Source organism: Staphylococcus sp. mip270_02 (assembly GCF_054031535.1).
Genome location: NZ_CM132934.1, coordinates 2,822,278 through 2,843,604, shown reverse-complemented (window position 1 = coordinate 2,843,604; position 21,327 = coordinate 2,822,278). Strand labels below are relative to the sequence as shown.

General features: G+C 33.0%; 17 protein-coding genes. 9 read left to right on the top strand and 8 right to left on the bottom strand.

Annotation, left to right across the window (positions count from 1 at the left end):
- Positions 1 to 85: 85 nt before the first annotated feature.
- Positions 86 to 583 (top strand): SRPBCC family protein, encoded by a 498-nt coding sequence (locus ACW5YJ_RS13665; RefSeq protein ID WP_457338284.1) that lies wholly within the window; start codon positions 86 to 88, stop codon positions 581 to 583.
- A 397-nt stretch (positions 584 to 980) separates the two neighbouring features.
- On the opposite strand, the gene ACW5YJ_RS13660 is transcribed toward ACW5YJ_RS13665, so the two are convergent.
- The 3 genes from ACW5YJ_RS13660 to ACW5YJ_RS13650 all read right to left on the bottom strand — a co-directional run bounded on the left by ACW5YJ_RS13660 (position 981) and on the right by ACW5YJ_RS13650 (position 4,699).
- Positions 981 to 2,201: an Nramp family divalent metal transporter gene (locus tag ACW5YJ_RS13660; RefSeq protein WP_017722975.1), complete on the bottom strand. Its 1,221-nt coding sequence runs from the start codon at positions 2,199 to 2,201 to the stop codon at positions 981 to 983.
- Between the two features lie 17 nt (positions 2,202 to 2,218).
- A complete protein-coding gene (locus ACW5YJ_RS13655) occupies positions 2,219 to 3,163 on the bottom strand; it encodes an agmatinase family protein (protein WP_457338283.1) in 945 nt (314 codons plus the stop codon).
- A gap of 291 nt (positions 3,164 to 3,454) precedes the next feature.
- Complete coding sequence (locus ACW5YJ_RS13650; RefSeq protein ID WP_107551098.1) at positions 3,455 to 4,699, bottom strand: Glu/Leu/Phe/Val family dehydrogenase; 1,245 nt, start codon at positions 4,697 to 4,699, stop codon at positions 3,455 to 3,457.
- Positions 4,700 to 4,973: 274 nt separating this feature from the next.
- On the opposite strand from ACW5YJ_RS13650, the gene ACW5YJ_RS13645 reads away from it, so the two are divergent.
- Positions 4,974 to 6,302, top strand: coding sequence for an amino acid permease (locus ACW5YJ_RS13645; RefSeq protein WP_017722972.1), 1,329 nt, complete (start codon positions 4,974 to 4,976; stop codon positions 6,300 to 6,302).
- 9 nt (positions 6,303 to 6,311) lie between these two features.
- On the top strand, positions 6,312 to 7,220 hold the full coding sequence (gene mmuM / locus ACW5YJ_RS13640) for a homocysteine S-methyltransferase (protein ID WP_457338282.1): 909 nt from the start codon (positions 6,312 to 6,314) through the stop codon (positions 7,218 to 7,220).
- Positions 7,221 to 7,482: 262 nt separating this feature from the next.
- Here mmuM and ACW5YJ_RS13635 read toward each other — a convergent pair whose 3' ends face one another.
- Positions 7,483 to 10,155, bottom strand: coding sequence for a fibrinogen-binding adhesin SdrG C-terminal domain-containing protein (locus ACW5YJ_RS13635; RefSeq protein ID WP_457338281.1), 2,673 nt, complete (start codon positions 10,153 to 10,155; stop codon positions 7,483 to 7,485).
- A gap of 287 nt (positions 10,156 to 10,442) precedes the next feature.
- Complete coding sequence (locus ACW5YJ_RS13630) at positions 10,443 to 11,450, bottom strand: fatty acid desaturase (RefSeq protein ID WP_017723502.1); 1,008 nt, start codon at positions 11,448 to 11,450, stop codon at positions 10,443 to 10,445.
- A gap of 419 nt (positions 11,451 to 11,869) precedes the next feature.
- On the opposite strand from ACW5YJ_RS13630, the gene ACW5YJ_RS13625 reads away from it, so the two are divergent.
- Positions 11,870 to 13,252 (top strand): amino acid permease, encoded by a 1,383-nt coding sequence (locus tag ACW5YJ_RS13625; protein ID WP_457338280.1) that lies wholly within the window; start codon positions 11,870 to 11,872, stop codon positions 13,250 to 13,252.
- A 214-nt stretch (positions 13,253 to 13,466) separates the two neighbouring features.
- Positions 13,467 to 13,943: an SRPBCC domain-containing protein gene (locus ACW5YJ_RS13620; protein WP_457338279.1), complete on the top strand. Its 477-nt coding sequence runs from the start codon at positions 13,467 to 13,469 to the stop codon at positions 13,941 to 13,943.
- A gap of 180 nt (positions 13,944 to 14,123) precedes the next feature.
- Here the strand turns inward: ACW5YJ_RS13620 and ACW5YJ_RS13615 are convergent, their stop codons facing one another.
- Positions 14,124 to 14,255, bottom strand: a complete 132-nt coding sequence (locus ACW5YJ_RS13615) for a hypothetical protein (protein WP_017723505.1) — start codon at positions 14,253 to 14,255, stop codon at positions 14,124 to 14,126.
- Positions 14,256 to 14,517: 262 nt separating this feature from the next.
- On the opposite strand from ACW5YJ_RS13615, the gene ACW5YJ_RS13610 reads away from it, so the two are divergent.
- From ACW5YJ_RS13610 to ACW5YJ_RS13600, 3 genes are all read left to right on the top strand, one after another.
- Complete coding sequence (locus ACW5YJ_RS13610) at positions 14,518 to 14,871, top strand: zinc ribbon domain-containing protein YjdM (protein ID WP_017723506.1); 354 nt, start codon at positions 14,518 to 14,520, stop codon at positions 14,869 to 14,871.
- Positions 14,872 to 15,617: 746 nt separating this feature from the next.
- Positions 15,618 to 16,925, top strand: coding sequence for an NtaA/DmoA family FMN-dependent monooxygenase (locus ACW5YJ_RS13605; protein ID WP_017723508.1), 1,308 nt, complete (start codon positions 15,618 to 15,620; stop codon positions 16,923 to 16,925).
- A gap of 301 nt (positions 16,926 to 17,226) precedes the next feature.
- Positions 17,227 to 17,844, top strand: a complete 618-nt coding sequence (locus ACW5YJ_RS13600) for a flavodoxin family protein (protein ID WP_119603764.1) — start codon at positions 17,227 to 17,229, stop codon at positions 17,842 to 17,844.
- A gap of 101 nt (positions 17,845 to 17,945) precedes the next feature.
- On the opposite strand, the gene ACW5YJ_RS13595 is transcribed toward ACW5YJ_RS13600, so the two are convergent.
- A complete protein-coding gene (locus ACW5YJ_RS13595; RefSeq protein WP_171914796.1) occupies positions 17,946 to 18,587 on the bottom strand; it encodes an FMN-dependent NADH-azoreductase in 642 nt (213 codons plus the stop codon).
- Positions 18,588 to 18,667: 80 nt separating this feature from the next.
- Between ACW5YJ_RS13595 and ACW5YJ_RS13590 the strand changes: the two genes are divergently transcribed.
- Positions 18,668 to 19,600, top strand: a complete 933-nt coding sequence (locus ACW5YJ_RS13590) for a helix-turn-helix transcriptional regulator (protein ID WP_017723511.1) — start codon at positions 18,668 to 18,670, stop codon at positions 19,598 to 19,600.
- A gap of 478 nt (positions 19,601 to 20,078) precedes the next feature.
- Here the strand turns inward: ACW5YJ_RS13590 and ACW5YJ_RS13585 are convergent, their stop codons facing one another.
- On the bottom strand, positions 20,079 to 21,254 hold the full coding sequence (locus ACW5YJ_RS13585; RefSeq protein ID WP_457338278.1) for an MFS transporter: 1,176 nt from the start codon (positions 21,252 to 21,254) through the stop codon (positions 20,079 to 20,081).
- Positions 21,255 to 21,327 lie beyond the last annotated feature (73 nt).

Sequence of the window (21,327 nt, the reverse complement as noted above, 5' to 3'; positions counted from 1 at the left end):
AATACAATTTGAAATAGTTAATGCTACAACTGGGAACACTAGGTATTTGTGGTTTATAGGTGTTAAAAGAGGAAATGATATAGTAATGAATATTATTAAGGGGATGACTGTTGTGGAGTGGGAAATCGTAAATTTAAATATAGAATTTAAAGTGAACGCTTCGGTTGAAAAAGTGTTTGAGGCATGGACAGAACCAAAGATTTTCAAGCAATGGTTGTATACCTCTAAAGAAACAAATAAAGTCGCACAGAACCAGTTTGAAATTAATGGTGAGTGGGAGATAGTTGATGAAAGAGGAGATAAAACATATAGAGCGACAGGTATATATATGGATATTGTAAAACCATATAAATTAATGTACTCATTTAAAATACCTCAATTTAGTGATTTAGAAGATATCATAACCGTTGAGTTTATAGATTTAGAAAATGAAACACAGGTTAAATTTAATCAAGGTTTAAAAGTGCCTTTAAACGACACAATTAACAAGCAATCATACGAACAATCAAAGGAAGCTACTAAAAAGCAAACAGAAGAAGGATATAATGAAATGTTTGAACAACTAAAGCAAATACTTGCTTAATAACAGACGTGAACTCATTATATAGTATTACCATATGAGTATAAGCCCCTCGTTACATAATGAAGGTAACGAGGGCTTTGGTATGTATTTTAGTTAGCTATGTTATGTAATACGAGTTACTTTTTTCATCGTGTGCCTAATAAGGCTAAAGAATAATTCTCAGCATAGAGAAACAACATTGTTTATATTAATAAAGGTGATACATATAGGTTGATTAGAAGTTGAAGCGATATTTTACTATATTATTTATACACGTTGGAAACTAGAGAAGTTATAATTTACTCTATAAAAACAAAAAACTACTAATCTCCCGTAAATACAGTTGATTAGTAGTTTGAAAAGTTATATTTAAAAGTTGTACAGAGACTGTAAGACTATGATAATTGATTATAAAAGATTAGGACATAAAGTTACTAATAGCATCTATTAAACTATAAATACCTAAAAAGCTTACGACTAAAACTACTATTCCCCCGATAATATTAAGCCAAATGGTATTAGTAAAGTGACCCATTAAGTTCTTCTTATTAATAATAATAAAAATTAAAATGGCCACAATAGGTAAAATGATACCATTTAAGGCTTGAGCAATGAGTAATACTTGAAGCGGTTCAAAGCCTAAGGCCGAACTGATAATACCTATAATTATGATAATAGTAAACACTGTCTTATACTTTTTACTTTTCATACCGCCTTGCCATCCGAGTAGGCTGCTAATAGTAGCGGCAGCACCTGTGGGGGAAGCAATAGCTGATGATAAACCTGCAGCAAACAAACCAACACTGATTGTGATTGGAGCCGCATCACCTAACACGGGTTCTAGCGGGCCTGCAAGTTGTATCACACTTGTAACCTCCTTACCTTGGATTAAAGTGGCTGCAGAGATTAATATCGCTGCGGATATAATACCGCCAACTGAGATGGAGATGACTGTGTCCCAACGTGCAAATTTTAATTCTTTTATATGACCAAACCGTTCATGGACTGCAGTAGAATGGATGAAGAAATTGTAAGGCACAACTGTTGTACCAATAAGTGCAATAACCGTGAGGATTGAACCATTTGGTATTGTAGGTACAAAGATACCTTTTAAGATACCTATAACATCTGGTTTAATAACAATCATAGTAGTAATAAATATAATGCCCATGATAACCATGAGTAAGAGCATTATTTTTTCTAAAAAACGATAATTACCAAATAAGCCGATGAGTAATATAATGACACCGATTACGGGTGCTACCCAATGTTCAGGCAAATTTAGTAAATAGGAAGCACCAAGTGAGGTGCCAATCAAGTCACCACTTATATATGCTGCACAACCAATAGTTACAGCTATTAAAGTGAACCAAACTATAATCAGCTTGCCAAATTTATTTTTAAATAAGTCTTGGATGGCCTCGCCCAAGCCCTCACGGGTGACAAGTGATAACCGAATAATCATCTCTTGCAGTACAATTGTAGCGATGATGGAAAATGCTACCGCCCAAAGTAAACTATAGCCAAATCCTGCGCCACCTTGAGTCATGGTCGTCACAGTGCCTGGACCAATGAAAGAGGCTGTAATAATCATTCCTGGACCAAGTGAACGTAAAACTTTCTTAGCACTTTTTAGCAATTAAACCACTCCTCAAATTATTTTGATTGATTTAAATAAGCGACTTGGCCAGCAAGCACATATAGTACTGCTGTAGAGACAAAGTGAGCTGAGTTTTGGTTGGCATCCATCATTGGATATACTTCTACATAATCCATGCCACAAAGACCTAATTTACCAAATTCATGAATCATTGTTAATAATTCATAAGAGGTGATGCCGTTACCATCTACCGGTCCTCCTGGATTAAATGCAAAGTCTAATACATCACTGCAAATTGTTAAATACACAACATCAACATCTTGACTCGCTTGTTCATAAATATCATGTGCATATTTTTTTAAATCCTGAGCTTCACGAATATCATTAATTGTTAAAGTAACAGCCCCAGCTTGTTGAGCATAACGACCTGTAGCAGGTTGGTTTCGAGGTCCGTGAATACCTGTGTGAATAATACTTTCGTTTCGTATGCCATCGGTATTATAAAGATGCATGAAAGGTGTATTACGTGCATAAGGTTCACCTTCATAGTCCGGCATATTATCATAGTGGGCGTCTAAATGTATGATGCCAACTTTTTTACCAGTTTCTGTTAAAGATTTAAGGATAGGATATGTAACACCGTGTTCACCGCCAAAGCCTACTAAGAACTTTCCACTTTCCCAAAGTGGTTTAGTGAATTTAGCAATATTATCATAGCTTTGTTTATTGTCGTGTGCTACAAATGGAACATCGCCCACATCTCCAATAGTTAAGTGTTCGCTGATATCAATATGATTTAACTCGGGTAAATATTGACTGTAACGCGCGGAACAAACGCGTATTTGTTTTGGGCCTAATTCAACCCCAGTATAATTCCCCCAAGTACTTTCACCTTCAAACGGTGCGCCATAAACAATGACATCTGTGTCTAAAGTATTTTTTTGAGTTAGGTTTTTACTATTTAAAAAACATGGAACATTACCGTAAATATTATTTTTCATAATGTATATCCTCCCCTTTATTGTAAATAAGTATATAGATTATTATTTTGTATTTCAAATAAATCTGAAAATTCGAATTTTTAGAAGGTGGGAGTATTAGCTAAATAATATATACTTTTATAAAATGATTTTTAAATAGAAAGCTAATTTCAAGAAGGTTAAGTAGTGCATATTTAGTGGTAGATTAGTGATAAATAAACAAAACATCCACTAGCGTCATTTAACGCCAGTGGATGTTATAAGCAAGCCCTATTTATATGTTTTATGAATTTGCGTGATACGTATTAACCATTAAGCCCAACCGCGGAAACGTGATGCTTCAGCAGTACGTTTGATTCCTAAGACATAAGCAGCTAAACGCATATCCATTTTTCTATCTTCTGCTAAGTCATATATTGTATTAAACGCTTCTACCATTTTTTCACGTAGCTTCATATTAACTTCAGCTTCAGGCCAATAGTAACCTTGATTATTTTGTACCCATTCAAAGTAAGAGACCGTTACGCCACCAGCACTAGCTAAGACATCAGGAATAATCAAGACGTCGCGCTCAGTTAAAATACGTGTCGCTTCTGGAGTTGTCGGTCCATTAGCTGCTTCAGCTATAATTTTTGCTTTGATTTGATGCGCATTATCCTCAGTGATTTGATTAGATAGTGCGGCAGGTACTAAGATATCACAATCAACCTCAAATAATTGTTCTTTAGGTATAGCATCATCAAATAAATGTGTGACTCTGCCATGTTGTTCTTTGAGTTCAACTAGATGATCAACATCTAAACCATCCGGGTCATGTAACGCTCTGAAACTTTCAGATATAGCTACAATTTTGGCACCCATATCATGTAAGATTTTTGCGATAAAGCTTCCAGCGTTACCAAAGCCTTGAATCGCAACACGAGATCCTTTAATATCAATATTTCTACGCTTTGTTGCTTCTTCAATTGTGATGACTGCACCTAGCGCAGTGGCACGATTACGGCCTTGTGAACCGCCTAAAGAAAGGGGTTTACCCGTAATAAATGCAAAGGCATTGGAACGGTTAATCTTACTATATTCATCCATCATCCAAGACATAATTTGTGGATTTGTATAAACATCTGGTGCTGGGATATCACTCTCAGGACCAACAAATTGTGAAATTGCTTTAACATAACCACGAGATAAACGTTCTAATTCTTGATTGCTCATTTGTCTAGGGTCACAAATGATGCCGCCTTTACCACCACCAAATGGTAGGTTGGTGATGCCGCATTTTAGAGTCATCCACATAGATAACGCTTTAACTTCTTCTTTATTTACATCGGGATGGAAACGGATGCCACCTTTAGTAGGACCGACAGCGTGATTGTGCTGTGCACGATAACCAGTAAATGTTTTAACCGTACCGTCATCCATACGGATTGGGATACGTACTTCTAAAAATCTTAAAGGTTCTTTGATGAGTTCATACATGCCATCGTCAAAACCTAATTTATGTAAAGCTTCTTTCGTAATTTCTTGTGTTGAAGTTACTAAATCATTATGTTCTGTCATTACATATCTCCTTTATCTGTTACTTATATTTCATGTTAAGGCTGTGAAGAATGAAAATCAATACCAAAAACTGAATTTTTATAAAAGTGCGAAAATTCAGTTAAAAAGATAGCGCTTACTTTATTAAATAATTTACTGATGTGTATACAATTGTGTATGAATTTTGAGTAGTATATTTTGTAACTTTATATTGACTAAATTTTCAGAAATCAATAGAATGATTAATAATATAAAAAATTATATATTTAGTACTTAAAGATAAGGAGCACATAAAATGGAACAAACGACATTCAAACGTGCTATGAAACAACGTCATCTTATGTTATTGAGTTTTGGCGGTGTCATTGGTACAGGTTTATTTTTAAGTTCTGGATATACATTACAGCAAGCAGGTCCACTAGGTACTGTATTGTCTTACTTAGTAGGTTCAATCCTCGTATACTTAGTTATGCTTTGTTTGGGACAATTAGCCATTAAACATCCAGTAACAGGAGGATTTCATACATATGCTAGCAAATATATTCATCCTTCTGTGGGGTATATTGTTGCATGGTTTTATTGGTTAACGTGGACGGTAGCATTAGGATCTGAATTTACTGCAGTAGGTATTTTGATGCAAAAATGGTTCCCTGAAATACCCGAATACATATTTGCTGCCAGTGCGATTATATTGGTATTGATTTTTAATATCATATCGACAAGGTTCTATGCAGAAGTTGAATTTTATTTTTCTATGGTAAAAGTGGTCACGATTATTGTATTTATTATTTTAGGTATTTGCGTCATCTTAGGTATAATCCATTACAATGGATATGATGGAATAAACACAATTACACAGAGATACACTAATCCTACTTTTCCTAATGGTATAGGGGCAGTATTTTTAACAATGTTGGCTGTGAATTATGCTTTTAGTGGAACGGAGTTAATAGGAATTGCGGCTGGTGAAACTGAAAACCCTAAGCAAATTATTCCTAAGGCGATACGCGCCACTTTATGGAGACTAGTTATCTTCTTTATAGGAACGATGGTTATTATCTCGATATTAATTCCTAGTTATCAAGGGAAATCTCTAGAAAGTCCTTTCGTGGTAATTTTTCAAAAAATGGGGATTCCATATGCTGGGGACATTATGAATTTAGTGATTATTACTGCGTTATTATCTGCTGCTAATTCAGGGTTATATGCTGCAAGCAGAATGATATGGAGTTTATCAAATGAAGGTGTGTTTCCTAGATGGTTTGGACGTTTAAATAAATATCGAATGCCTGTAAATGCAACGCTATTTAGTATGATTGGTGGTTTGTTAGCTTTATTATCAAGTATTTATGCAGCGGATTCACTATATGTAGTACTTGTATCTATTGCTGGTTTAGCCGTAGTAATTGTTTGGATGAGTATATGTGTTTCTTACTTTAATGCCAAAAGAGTTGATCATAGTTTGAAAATACATCAATCAGTACCTATTATTGGATTTATTTTGTGTTTAGTATCGTGTGTTGGTATGGTTTTTGACTCTAATCAAGCACCAGCGCTTTATTTCGGAGTGCCATTTGCAGCAATCGCATTGTTATACTATTTTATTAAGTACCACAAGAAATGAGGCAAATAAATGAGGTTATTAGAAAAGTTAGAAGCTCAATCACCACTAGTGCTAGATGGAGGATTAGCAACAACATTAGAACAAGCAGGTTGTAATTTAAATTCATCATTATGGTCGAGTAAAGTATTAAAAAATAATCCTGTGAAGATTAAAGAAGCACACCAATCATTTACAGACGCAGGGGCAGACATATTACTTACGAGTACATATCAAGCAAGTTATCAAACATTTTCAGATATTGGACTAAAAGATGTTGAAATAGAACAACTATTTACTACAGCTGTTGATCAAATCATAGACTCGAGTACATCTAAGCAAGTAATCGTTGGTAGTTTAGGACCTTATGGCGCATATTTAAGTGATGGTTCTGAGTATACAGGTGATTATGAATTAAGCAACGAGGATTATTTTAAATTTCATCGTTTACGTATAGATGCATTAATTACAAGAGGGATTCATGACTTTGTTTTTGAAACGGTGCCTAACTTTGAAGAGATTAAAGCTATTGTTGAGTATATTGTTCCACACTATATGGACCAAACATTTTGGTTATCTGTAACGGTAAATGATTTAGGAGATTTATCTGATGGTACAAAATTTGAAGACTTATGTGAGTTTATCCAAAAATATAAAAAAGAAATTCCAGTTTTTGGTATTAATTGTTCTTCTGTAACAGGGGTCAATCAAGCTATAGAAAGAGGGCTTACTGTTTTACCACAGATAATTGCGCTCTATCCTAATGGTGGCGCAAAATATAATGCGGAAACAAAACAATGGGAGAGTATGGGTGATAGCCACTTGATTATTGAACAGATTCCAGATTGGTTAAGACATGATGTTAAAATAATTGGTGGTTGTTGCCAAACGACACCAGAAGACATTCAAAGAATTCACGATAAAATAAATTTATCGATTTAATTATAAAATGTATGAATATATCAACTGAAGTTTTGTTTTAGGTTATAAAAAATACGCTTCAAGAAAATAACTTTTTAGGTTATTTCTTGAAGCGTATTTTAATACGAAGCAGTAAGTAATTTGCTAACAAAACTATTTAAGTTGATTTAGCTGTTAGTTTTAGATATAACTCATAAAAAGTGTAAATTTCAGTATATTTAAGTTTTAAAATTCACTTAATGACAGTAAATAAGTCATTCTAGCTTTTGTTTATAGAGAAGTTTTACTTTTCTTCTTTCCTCTTTTTTCTAAAGAGGAGTAGTGTAGAACCTAATAATAGTAAGAAACTACTCCACATAGATGTACTGCGTTCTTTTTCACCAGTATTAGGTAATTGTTTCTTTTCATTTGTATGCTGTGGAGTATTTGTTTTTTCAAGAGAATTTACTGCTTCTGTATCTGTAGCGATTTGACTAGATTTTACCATTGTGCCAGTATTGATAGTTTGTATATTTAACTTTGTATCTTTTGGTAATTCAAGTTTAACCACATTATTGCGATTATTAGGTGAAAATGGAATTTCATTATCCTTAGATGACGGGTCTATATTTGGTTCAGGGTCCGGCGTTGGTTCAGGCTCAGGTGTTGGTTCAGGATCCGGAGTTGGTTCAGGCTCAGGTGTTGGTTCAGGCTCAGGTGTTGGTTCAGGCTCAGGAGTTGGTTCAGGATCCGGAGTTGGTTCAGGCTCCGGTGTTGGTTCAGGCTCCGGTGTTGGTTCAGGGTCAGGCGTTGGTTCAGGGTCCGGAGTTGGTTCAGGGTCCGGCGTTGGTTCAGGGTCCGGCGTTGGTTCAGGGTCCGGCGTTGGTTCAGGATCCGGCGTTGGTTCAGGATCCGGCGTTGGTTCAGGGTCAGGCGTTGGTTCAGGGTCTGGCGTTGGTTCAGGATCCGGAGTTGGCTCTGGTTCCGGTGTCGGTTCTGGTTCCGGTGTTGGTTCAGGGTCCGGCGTTGGTTCAGGGTTCGGAGTTGGTTCAGGGTCCGGCGTTGGTTCAGGATCCGGCGTTGGTTCAGGATCCGGCGTTGGTTCAGGCTCAGGTGTTGGTTCAGGGTCCGGTGTCGGCTCAGGATTCGGAGTCGGTTCAGGGTCCGGCGTTGGTTCAGGATCTGGCGTCGGTTCAGGTTCCGGTGTTGGTTCAGGCTCAGGTGTTGGTTCAGGTTCCGGTGTTGGCTCAGGATCCGGAGTTGGTTCTGGTTCCGGAGTTGGTTCAGGCTCCGGTGTTGGTTCAGGATCTGGAGTTGGTTCAGGCTCAGGTGTCGGCTCAGGATTCGGAGTCGGTTCTGGTTCAGGTTTAGGTTTCGGATCAGATCCTTCTCCATCAGCATTATTTTGATAGAATAATACTCCATTATCCCAGGTTGCTTGGGAGTAATAATCTTTATAATATGGTGACAATCCTGAAAGTGTTGTTCTAAATGTTAATGATTGTGCATCGCCATCATAAGTGCTATCAAATTTTACTACATAGGCACTATCTAAATTATCAAAGTCTATTTGATAATTACCATTAGTAACATTTAAATTAATGTCGTTAGTAACATCTTGAAACATTGAAGTATCTGACGTGTCAGCATATACACTTTGATTTAATTCATTAGGTTTCATTACTTTAAAGACTTTTACAGATGGTAGGTTACCATCTTGTTTGTTTCCGTTAATAATTTGACCGTAGACGGTAGCAGCAGGAATTTTAAAATTATTTGGATTAATGTAAGCAAGGTGTGTAAAAGTATTATTTTGTTTATTTAATGAAACAATACTACCATTAACACTTAAACCAACATTATTTATGCCATTTAGATATTTTATATATACATCTTTTTGAGTTTTTTGCCCATTTACTGTTGCGATAATTGATTGGTTACTATCATGAGGAACAGTTTTAGGATCAATAAATAAATTTAAAGACAGGTTTGTTTTTATGTTCTCTCTGTTATTTACGTAATCTGTGAATCTATATCTAATTTTTCCGTCTTCTAAAATACTTCCATTTGCAATAATTGTTTCACCATTTTTAATTTCTGGCACTTTACTTATAGCAGATACGCCATGTGTATTAACGTTATTAGAAAGTGAAATATCAAAGTAATCGCCTTCTTTAACACCCTCATCGAATGTTAATTCGTATTTTAAAGTTGATCTTTCACCATTATGTGGTCTGATTGTATCATTTGATTCAATATTGCTATTAACCACAGTAATTTTATCACTTACATCTTTACCAACTACATTTTCATTATTAGCTACTTCAGGGTTTGGATTCGTTGCACTATATGTAGAGATTGTGCGTTTTGGTGAAGTAACGTTCTTAATTGATGACATTTGTGTTTCCTCTTTATTAGGTTCACTTACTTTATTTTTCTGTGATGTGTTTTGTTCGGCTGTAGTGGCAGATGGCGTAGTTTCATTTTGCGGATGGGCTTCGCTAGAAGTTGGTACAGAGTTAGATGATGTTTGTTCACCAGAATTAGCGTCTTTATTGTCGCTAGCTGTATCTAATTTAGCATTTTCGCTTTTATTGTTCATATCTTCTTGAGATGATGCTTCAAGTTTAGTGTTATCTTCAATTTCTAAAGTTTTATCTGCTTCTATTTTTTTATCATTGTTAACGGATTCCGTCTTTTCAACATCATTTATATTTAATGATGTATCATTAGGTGCAGTTATTTCACTGTTAGTAGCAACCTCATTTGATGTATTGTTTTCACTTTGTGTTGTACTATTTTGATTATTTGAATTTATATGTTTTGAATCGATTTTTGTTTCTTCGTTCGTAGTCTCTGATGCTTTTGCCTCCCCAGAAGCACTTAAACCAATGGCTAGACAAGTACCTAAAAGTACTGATGCAGCACCAAATCTATATTTGCGGATACCAAACTTTTCATTTTTCTTTATAAACATAACATTCTCCTCTTTTTAAAATTATTATTATATTGTGACATAGATAAGTATTATAATTTATTTCATATGTTTACGCAATGTAATAATTAATTGTTTTGAAATATTTATTAAATAATAAAAAAATGATTAGCTTTGCTAAGCGTTTAAAAGTTAATCATTTTATAAATTATGAAAAATAATGTGAAAAATATTTTGGGCATAAAAAAACTACTTAACCCTCATGAAATTTGAGAATTAAGTAGTGTGTTAAAGTATTTATATTTCCTTCGGTATAAGTAATATTGTATTTAGGAAGGCTGTTTTTGTCGTAATGCAAATTCTTTAAATGTGATAAAACGTTTATGACTTTCATCATATAATTTGAATTTTAACGAAGCGAAACTTTCTCTAATCGTTATTGAGGTTGCATGGTGTAATGGTGTGACATTGTCATGCGTAGCTTCTAAAGCATAATTTGGAATTCTAGGATTTAAATGGTGTACATGGTGATATCCAATATTACCAGTTACCCATTGAATGAATTTTGGTAATTTATAATATGAACTACCATCAATAGCTGCTTTAACGTAATCCCATTCGGATGACTCTTCAAAATAGGAATCTTCAAAAGTATGTTGAATATAAAAAAGCCAAATACCTATCATTCCAGAAATAAAGACCATAGGCGCGAAAATAGCGAAAAATTGACTGGCACCTAATAGATAAATAAGGGAACCATAAACGACTAATAATAAAATATTATTGAGCCATGTGTTCGTGCGTTCTTTTGTTTTAGCACCTTTTGCGTTAAAGCGATTAGATACAAATACTAAGAAAAACGGCCCTAAAACAAACATTACAAATGGATTGCGATAGCATCTATAAGTTAAACGTTTAAAACGAGACGAAATTTGATATTCTTCAACTGTCATGACCCAAATATCTCCAATGCCACGTTTCTCCAAATTCCCACTACCTGCATGGTGCATTAAATGTTCTCTACGCCATTTTCTATAGGGAAAGAAGGTTAAAAAACCTGTTACATTACCTAATAAATCATTATGTTTCTGTTTTTTTAGATATGAACCATGACATGCGTCATGAAAAATAATGAACGTTCTAATTAAAAATATGGAAGCACAAATACTACTAATAATTGCTAATGACCAATGTACTTGATATAAAAACCCACTTGCTACTAATAACGCAAGGAGAGGGATTATTGTATTGATTATTTGAATTGTACTCTTTGTGTAGCTTGTTTTCTCAAACGGTTTGACCATCTTACGTAACAATTTCTTTTTATCTTTTTCCATTTACACCAAACTTTCTATCCACTCATAAATATATTTTTAATGAAGTGTTTAATTCAGTGTATAGAACTAGCACACCTATTACAAACATTATTTGAATTATTTGAACACTTTTTAATGAAAAATGAAATAACTGCTATAAAAGCTTTATCTAAAAATGAAATTTAATTCTCAGCCAATTTAAACGTTTACATTTTAATCAATTAATGTGTTGAAAAATAAAAAATTGTAAAAACTTAATAATGTTTAAATAATTTTATACCAATAGTTGTAATTTTCAGAAAAAAAGAATATTATACAACCAAGCATTGTGAGAAATATGCATGTAATATTTAAATTAGTTTATTTATAGTAACACAAAGGGGAAATAAACTGAGCATATATTAAGTGTGCTTAAAAACAACTGAGGTGGGGCTAGTTTTATGACGAATACTTTAAACAGAGAGTTAAGCAATAGACATATTCAACTTATTGCGATTGGCGGAGCAATTGGAACAGGGTTATTCTTAGGGGCAGGACAATCCATAAGTTTAACGGGGCCATCCATTTTACTTACATATATTATTGTAGGTTTCGTATTATTTATGTTTATGCGTGCAATGGGGGAAATGTTATTACATAACACAGAGTACAAAACATTTGCAGACATCGCACATGATCAAATAGGTCCGTTTGCGGGGTTTGTAACTGGTTGGACATATTGGTTAACTTGGATTACATCTGGTATGGCTGAAATTACAGCAGTTGCAAAATATGTAGAATTTTGGATACCAGATTTACCTAACTGGATTACGTCTTTATCATGTATTTTGATATTAATGGCATTTAATTTAACAAGTACAAAAATGTTTGGCGAATTAGAATTTTGGTTCGCAATTATAAAAGTAGTTACAATAATCGCTTTGATTGTTGTAGGTATTGTAATGATAGTATTTGCGATACAGACGCCTTTTGGACAAACGAGTGTAGCTAATGTTTTTAACAATGGTTCATTCTTTCCACATGGAGCATCAGGCTTTTTCATGTCTTTCCAAATGGTAGTGTTTTCATTTACTGGTATTGAAATTTTAGGTATTACAGCAGGTGAAACTAAGAATCCAGAAAGAACGATACCGAAAGCGATTAATAGTGTACCTATAAGAATTTTATTATTTTATGTGGGAGCATTAGCGGTAATGATGTCTATTATTCCGTGGCAAGATATTGATCCAAATAACAGTCCTTTTGTTAGCTTGTTTGCATTAATTGGTGTGCCATTTGCGGCAGGGCTTATCAATTTTGTAGTATTAACAGCTGCATCTTCTGCGTGTAATAGTGGTATCTTTGCCAACAGCAGAATACTATTTGGCTTATCAGAGAAAAAGCAAACACATCATTTACTGATGAAAACGAATAAAAGAGGCGTACCGTATATCGCAATTTTAGTGACTTGTGCATTATTATCTATAACAGTATTGCTTAATTACTTAATACCTAATGCAACTCAAGTATTCTTCTATGTAACAGCAATATCAACTATATTGTTAGTTATTGTGTGGATGTTTATCATGCATTCTTATGCGAAATATGTTAAATCACATCTAGAAAATCATAAAAAAAGTGCCTTTAAATTACCAGGTGGCATAAACATGGCAAGAATGGTTCAATTATTCTTTGTTTTTGTATTAATCATTTTATTCCTTGTTCCCGATACGAGAATGGGTATCGTATTATCACCAATATGGTTTATCTTACTTGCATTAATTTATTTGAGATATACAAGAAAAGCGCGTAAATTGGAAGTGAAGAGTCAGGGGTATAAGTAGGTTATTAGGTTATGCAGTCATCTAAATAGTGGATGGCTAGAGTGAAACAATCCGGGTTCTTATGAGCCATTTATTAAAAATTTTATGCATAGACATCAATTCTAAGGCTAGATTAATACAAAGGTACTATTTTAATAAAAGATTATTGTTGTCTTACGACAAAATTTAATAATACGTTTAAATTTTTTGATTTGTGTGAGGAGGTTAGTTTGAAATGGAAGCTGTATATGCAAAGGATGACCAAGGTGCTTATCAAACATTGAAAATAACTATTAAGAAAGATAGTGCAACTGTTTTTAATTTATTAAGTACGACTGAGGATGTTCAGAAATGGTTTCCTCAATTATCATTCAAAGAACGCAAAGTTGGTGGCAAGATGACATTTCATATGGATGAACAAGACGATATGGAAATGGAAATTACTGCTTTCGAAGAGAATGTAGCTATTGGTTATACATGGGACACCGGTGCAGTAAGATTTGATTTGTATGATAGTGGGAGCGAAACAGTACTTATATTAGATGAATTTTTACCGTTTGACTTTCCGCATATCATTTTAGATTTTTCGGGTTGGCAGTTCCAAATGAAAAATTTAAAAAGTGTAGCAGAAACAGGTGAACCCCTAGATCAAAGTGAATATGATTTTGACAGTGTAAAAGATGAAGTAGAAACAAAACTTGATTTAGGTTAATTTTTTAATTTAGTGAAATTTAAAAAATAGAGACTAAACAGTTGTATATGTGTAACTAATTTAATAAAGCGAGTAATGATTTTTAATAGTTTAGCTTTTATTGTGCTAATCGTCGCTTAATACCAAAATGAAGCTGGGACATAATGGTTAATGTCCCAGCTCATTTTTTAGTTTATAAAATTAGAATTTATCTTTTAAGTCTTTTGCTTTATCTGAAGCTTGATCTTTCACTTCTTTTTGCTTGTCTTTATCATTCTTTACTTCGTCAACCTTATCTTTTGCTTTGTCTTTAAACTCGTCAAATTTACTCATTATAAAAACCTCCTTTAAGATTTGTGACACAAGTAGTTTTCCACTTATCAATGCAAATAAACATTTTATTTAAATTAATTGAAAAAGATAAGAAGATAATAGTGTTATTTTTATTAGAAAACTATAGTATATCGACTTTTTGGTGATTTAGTTAGTTACGAAAAATAAGTGACGATTTTAATAAAAAAGTAGAGAAAATAGAACATATATTTTATAATATGATAGATTAAAAGCAAGTTAATAATTTAATGGAGGTCTAAGCATGGAATATACTTTACCTAATTGTCCAGAGTGTGATTCAAGTTATACATACGAAGATGGAAATTTATTTGTTTGTCCTATGTGTGGTCACGAATGGTCTGAAGCTGAAAATAATGAGAATAAAGAAGCTCAAATTACAAGAGATGTGAATGGGCAGGAACTAGTTGACGGGGATGCTGTTACAGTTATTAAAGATTTAAAAGTAAAAGGTACATCATTTGTAATCAAACAAGGTACAAAAGTAAAAAGTATAAAAATAGTGGAGCCTGACGATGGTCATGACATCGACGCGAAAGTTGATAAAATTGGACTAGTGGGATTAAAATCTTCACTTGTAAAGAAATTAAAAGGCTAGAGCAAAATTAAGTATAAAATAATAACTCTGAGGGATGGGATAAGGACCTGATTTAAATGAGGATTCGTTGTCTCGCCCTTTTTTGTTATTTATATTTAGTAAAGTTAAATAGCTGATAGATTACTGTAGTATATGAACAAATGTAATTACTCCGTAATAAATATGATATTACATATTAAAACAACATGTTGTGTATATTTCTTTATGTTATTATAAATCTAACTATGTAAACATTTGTTACTGAGATTTACTACAATTGGTGCTGTAATATTCTTTGCTGTTGCAGTTAGTGAAGTTTTAACTAAATTAAGTTTATCAAATAATATCTCATTTCTTACAGAGGGGCGGATACACCAGCTTGGTTAACACTATTACTCATAGGTGTAAGTATTACAATTATTGCTGGTCCTTTAACGCCTGCTATTATATTAGGTTACTTCCCGAAATATAAAGATAAAAATTAAAGTGACAAAAGGGTGTTTTATGTCTGAAGTGAAATGAATCAAATAATAAGTCTAAGCTACTAATTTCAATTTCTTTAAAGAATTTAGTGGCTATTTTAATGTATTAATTATTTAGACATTTTAATCTTTATGTGTAAAAAGTATTTTAAATAGGTGCATAAAAGAAATTGTTTTTATATACTATGTGTAATTAAAATATTGTGAAAATTTTCGTAATATCATACTTTGCTAGATTATATCGAGAGAATTTTCATAGTGATAAGGGGCTTAGAAGACAATATTATGAAGAATCAGATGCACATTGTTTCACTTATTTATAGTACAGGTTTACATCCTGCTTCGTGGAGACTAGAAAACTCTAGAATTGATGAAATAGGGCAAATTACATATCAACAAAAAATTGCTAAAATTGCAGAACGTGGTTGTTTAGATGCTATATTTTTAGCAGATGGGCAATATATTTCTCAAGAAAATACAGGGCATTTATCTTATTTCTTAGAACCTATCACTACCTTGACTGCTATTTCACAAGTAACGAAACATATTGGGTTAATAGCAACCTTATCTTCTACATTTTATGATCCATACAATACAGCACGCTTAATAGGTAGTCTAGATCATATAAGTCATGGAAGAGCAGGTATTAATATTGTTACCTCACAATTTGATAATGAAGCAGGTAATCATTCAATGACGCAACTTCCTCCTTTAAATGAAAGGTATAAAAAAGCAGAAGAATTTGTACATGTATTAAAACAATTGTGGCAATCGTTTGATAGTCATGCACTAATTAATGATAAAAAGTCTGGAAGAGGAATAGAGTGGTCCTTAATAAATGAAATTAATCATGAAGGAGAATATTTTAAGGTGAAGGGTCCTATTAATTTACCATCTAGTCCTCAAATATATCCAGTTTTGTGTCAAGCTGGTACTTCGATTCCAGGTCGTGATTTTGCTTCGAAAGCTGTAGATATGATTTTTTCAGTAGCTTGGAATAAGGTAGACGCTAAGAGATTTTTGAAAGATATCGAGAAACGAGTAGAACAGCTTAATAATTCTGAAAGTAGACCATTGATTTTACCAGGTTTGACTGTTTATGTTGCAGATACGATGGAAGAAGCTAAAGAAAAAAGAGCGACACTAGATAGACTCATAGATGTGAATGAAAAAATTAAGCAGATTGAACAAAGTATAGGACAAAGTGTTGAGGGATGGGATTTTGATGCTGTAGTACCGTCTTTACCATCCTATGATAAATTAACGACAAAAGTTGTGTCGAAAGCGCGGTATGAAGCGATACGAAGTACTATAGAAACAGAATCGCTTACATTAAGAGAACTAGCACAGCGTGTGAGTACATGGATGGGACATAAGACAATTGTTGGAGACCCAATAACAGTGGCAGATATGATGCAAGAATGGTTTGAAGAGGAGTGTTGTGATGGTTTTACACTTATGCCGCCTACATATCCAGATATGTTTGAAGCTTTTATTGATAAAGTAATTCCTATATTGCAAGAACGTGGCTTATTTAGAAAAACGTATACGGGAACAACTTTGAGAGAAAATTTACAATGCGTAGTGGAATAGTGTGTTAATGCAGAATATAATAGCAAAACGAGCTATAAAATTTCATGAAACAAATAAATGTCAAATTCTATTGAGGTATAGAAATTGAGTTTATTTTTAATCAGAGAAAGTTATATCTCTAGTTTTATCGTTATAATGCAGTTTCATAATTATTTTTAAAATAATGTTATAAAATATTGCACCAAATTTTTAATTCTATAAATGAAAAATATTGAATTAATTTATGGTTTTAGTAACTAGTTTATGCATATTATATAGTGGTAAGTATAAATATAATGACTATATAAAGAGGGTGCTTTTTATGAAAGTAATCATTTTAAATACTACATTAAAAAATGGAACTGAATTATCACATACTGAAGCTTTGGCCAGTGAGGCAGCAAGTATTTTTGAATCAGAAGGCGTAGATGTAGAGATGCTTAGAGTAAATGACTATAGTATATCTTATGGTATAGATGATGATATGGGGGGAGATGATGAGTGGCCCCAAATATTAGAAAAAGTAATAGACGCTGATATTGTAATTATTGGTACTCCTTTGTGGCTTGGCGAAAAAAGTAGTGTAGCAACTTTAGTTATAGAAAGACTTTATGGTTCTAGTAAATTAGAGAATAATAAAGGACAATCTATTTTCTATAATAAAGTGGGGGGCGTTATTGTAACTGGCAATGAGGATGGTGCCAAACATGCTTCTGCTTCTATTATTTATGGTTTATCACATATCGGTTTTACGATTCCTCCAAACGTTGATGCGTATTGGGTAGGAGAAGCTGGCCCCGGTCCTTCTTATATGGATATAAATCATGAAAATGAATTCACTAAAAGACATATCAAATGGCTTGCCTATAATACAATGCACATGGCTACAATGTTGAAAAAAACGCCATTACCAAATAAAGGTAATAAATTAAATGAATAAAATAAAATGAAACATTTTAATGGACTCTTTTTTAAAGCGAAAACTTTAAAAAAGAGTCCATTATTTCTTCATATAAAAGCTTAGTCTATTAATATTTTTTATTATAAATCATAAAAAGCTGTAAAATTTTGATCTAAGTTGGTTTCAGCATTTTGTAAAACAGTCGATTCAGGCAATATTGCTGTTCCTTGAGCGCGAACAATATAAAAATCATCAAATGCCATAATATCTGTAAACATGGCTTGTAGATATTGATAAGAAAATTCTAAAGGTTTATAACGATCGTCGTTTGTATAAATTGAGCCACTAGCTTGTAAATATAGAGCTTTATAGTTATCAGTCATCAAGCCGACTGAACCATCAGAGGTATATTTAAATGTTTGGCGTGCAATCATAATATTGTCTATATAATCTTTCAAACGAGACGTAATATTAAAATTGTGAAGCGGCGAAATAATCACTATTCTATGATGTGACTTAAATTGTGAAAGTAAAGATGATGTCATATCAGATATTTGTTGTTCTTCTATTGTCAGTGATTCGTTTTCACGTTGCTTGTTCCAAATATTTAACAACTGTGTAGATTCTAGACGAGGTAAATTAATTTCGTATAGATTTAATATTTCTGGTATTTCATTTGGAAAAGTCTCTTTATATTTTGTTAAAAATATATTTTGTAGTTTGTAAGAAAAATTATCTTTATTTTCGAAATTAGGATGAGCGTTAATTATTAAAGTTTTCATAGTACATACTCCTTAGTTATTTGATAAGATAAGTATAAAATTTAAAGGTGTCTAAATACGGCACCATTGAAGGAGGTATTATGAAAAAATCTGAAAGACTTAATCAAGAACTCATTTTCTTAAGTAATAAATCTACTTTTCATTTAAAAGATATTATGCAGGCTTTTAATATTTCTAAAAGAACTGCACTTAGAGATATTCAAGAACTTGAAACAATGGGTTTGGCACTTTATGTAGAAAATGGCCGATATGGCGGTTATAAATTAATTTCTCAAAATTTATTAACACCTATTTATTTTAATAATAATGAAATTTTGGCTATATTTTTTGCGCTTAAAGCTTTAGATATATTATCTACGACCCCCTTTGAAAAATCTTATAAGCAAATAAAAGAAAAATTATTTGCTAGTCTACCCGATCAAAAGCAAAATGATATTGCCAAAGTATTAAAATATATTCATTATTACAATGTAGCACCAATTAATAACTCAGTTTATTTAGATCAAATATTAACATCGATTATGAATGAGAATAGTGTCTATATTACTTATACGCAATATAAATACGAAGAAACAGAACTTCAAATTTATGATTTGTTTTATAGAAATGGGATATGGTTCTGTAGTGCTTATGACCTAAATAAACATGTCTGGGGTACATATCGCTGTGATTATATTGTGGATTTAGAGACTAATGAAGATGGAGACACGTTTTCTAGACAAAAATTAGAGGAGATTAAGCAACATCACGAAGAAACATTTAATGACATACCGTTCAAATGCAAATTAACGACTTTTGGAATAGAACTATTTTTGAAGAAAAACTACCCGAATATGAAATTGGAATATATTGAAAATACCCCTTACATTGTAGGTGGATACAATAATGAAGAATTGGGTTATATGACTGATTACTTAATTTCACTAGGGGAACATGTGGAGATTGTTTATCCGGAGCAACTCAAACGAAATTATATAACGAAGTTAAATAATATTTTAAAGAAATATGAATAATCAAATGTGTATGCTATTAAGATAGCTCGTATAAGTAATAGAATAAACAGTAATTATAACATGCCGTTATGTATGAAGAGAAGCGAGGTGATGAAATTATTACCTCACTGCCAAACTGTCGACAAATTCTCCAACTTTGTTAGCTGTTTTTTGTGCATGCTTTCCGAGGTCACTGACTCAGCCTGTAGTCTTCTGCTAGTGCTCTTCCCGCAAGACTCGCCCAAATCACTGCTAATATTACACTGGAAAGACCATAATATTAAATTAAACGGTGGCGGCGTTTATTATGTTGAATAAATCAATTGATAAAAGAGCTAACTTTGGTATGAAAGAACACTGCTATTTAAAAAAATAACTATACAAATATTAAATAGACAAACCTTAGGGGAGCTAGGCACTGAACCCCTAAAGTTTGTCTATCTTCTGGAAGGGAGGTAATGACATTATTACTTCCTTTTTTATTATAATTTAGAACATATTAATACGGCTGACGAGCACGTTGTTTACCATGCATAAAGTAATAAAGTACTATCGAAACAATTACTAAAATTGACATAGTTAAGTATAGGTTTCGATATCCAATCAATGGAATGACAACTCCTAGCACAAATGGGCCAATGCCTGCGCCGAAATCTGCAAACATATAAAACGTAGATGTAGCTAAGCCGATTTTATCTGTAGGTGATTGTTGAATAGCAATGGCTTGGGCAGTAGGTATTATCGTACCATAGCCGATTCCGATAAACACTGCAGCAATGAGTAATGAAATACTTGTGTGGGTTAAACTTAATAATATTAGACCGATAATAAAGCTGATTAACACAGGGTACATGACCTTATTTTCACCGTAGTTATCGTAAATCTTACCTGTAAATGGCCGAGTTACAAAGGTACTCACTGCATAAACAATAAAAAAGAAACTTGATGCTGTAGCAAGATTGATTTGTTCTGTGTAAACTGTTAAGAATGATAATACACTTGAATAAGCAATACCTACGAAAATAATAACAAATGAAATTGGTAGGGCTTCTTTTTGAATATATGCAGCTATGCCTGTGATTTTCTCAGTATTAGATGTTTTTACAGATACTTTTGGTAATCCTTTGATCAATAAAGACACAATTAAAGCGGCGATAATAACGATAAGACTAACTATAAAGATAGATTGGAAACCAAATTGTTGATTTAATATTATGCCGCAAAATGGTCCAATCGCGGATGCAGTTGTTACACTAAGTGCATAATAACCAATGCCTTCACCTTTGCGTTTTTCTGGAATAATTCTTGATGAAATCGTACCGGTTGCAGTTGAAGATAGCCCAAAGGCAATTCCATGTAACAGTCGCACAATCATTAGAATTAACAAGCTGTGAATTGCGAAATACAAGCCAACTGTTATGATAGAAAAGATAATACCAAAGAGCAGAACTTTTTTAGGTTGCAAATTGTCAATCACACGTCCAGAAGCCAAACGTCCGAATAGCATGCCGATAATAAATATGCCTGCCGCTAATCCTCCCATACTTTCTGAAGCGTGATATTTATCAATAGTAAATATAGTGACTGTAACGATTAATGTATAATGAATCAAATACATTAAAAAATTTACAATTGTAACGGAGATAAAATCTTTTGACCAGAGTTTATCATACATACGAAGACCGTCCTTTAATTAATTTTTCATGCACTATATATTATAATGATTAATGTATGCTAATGTAAAATTA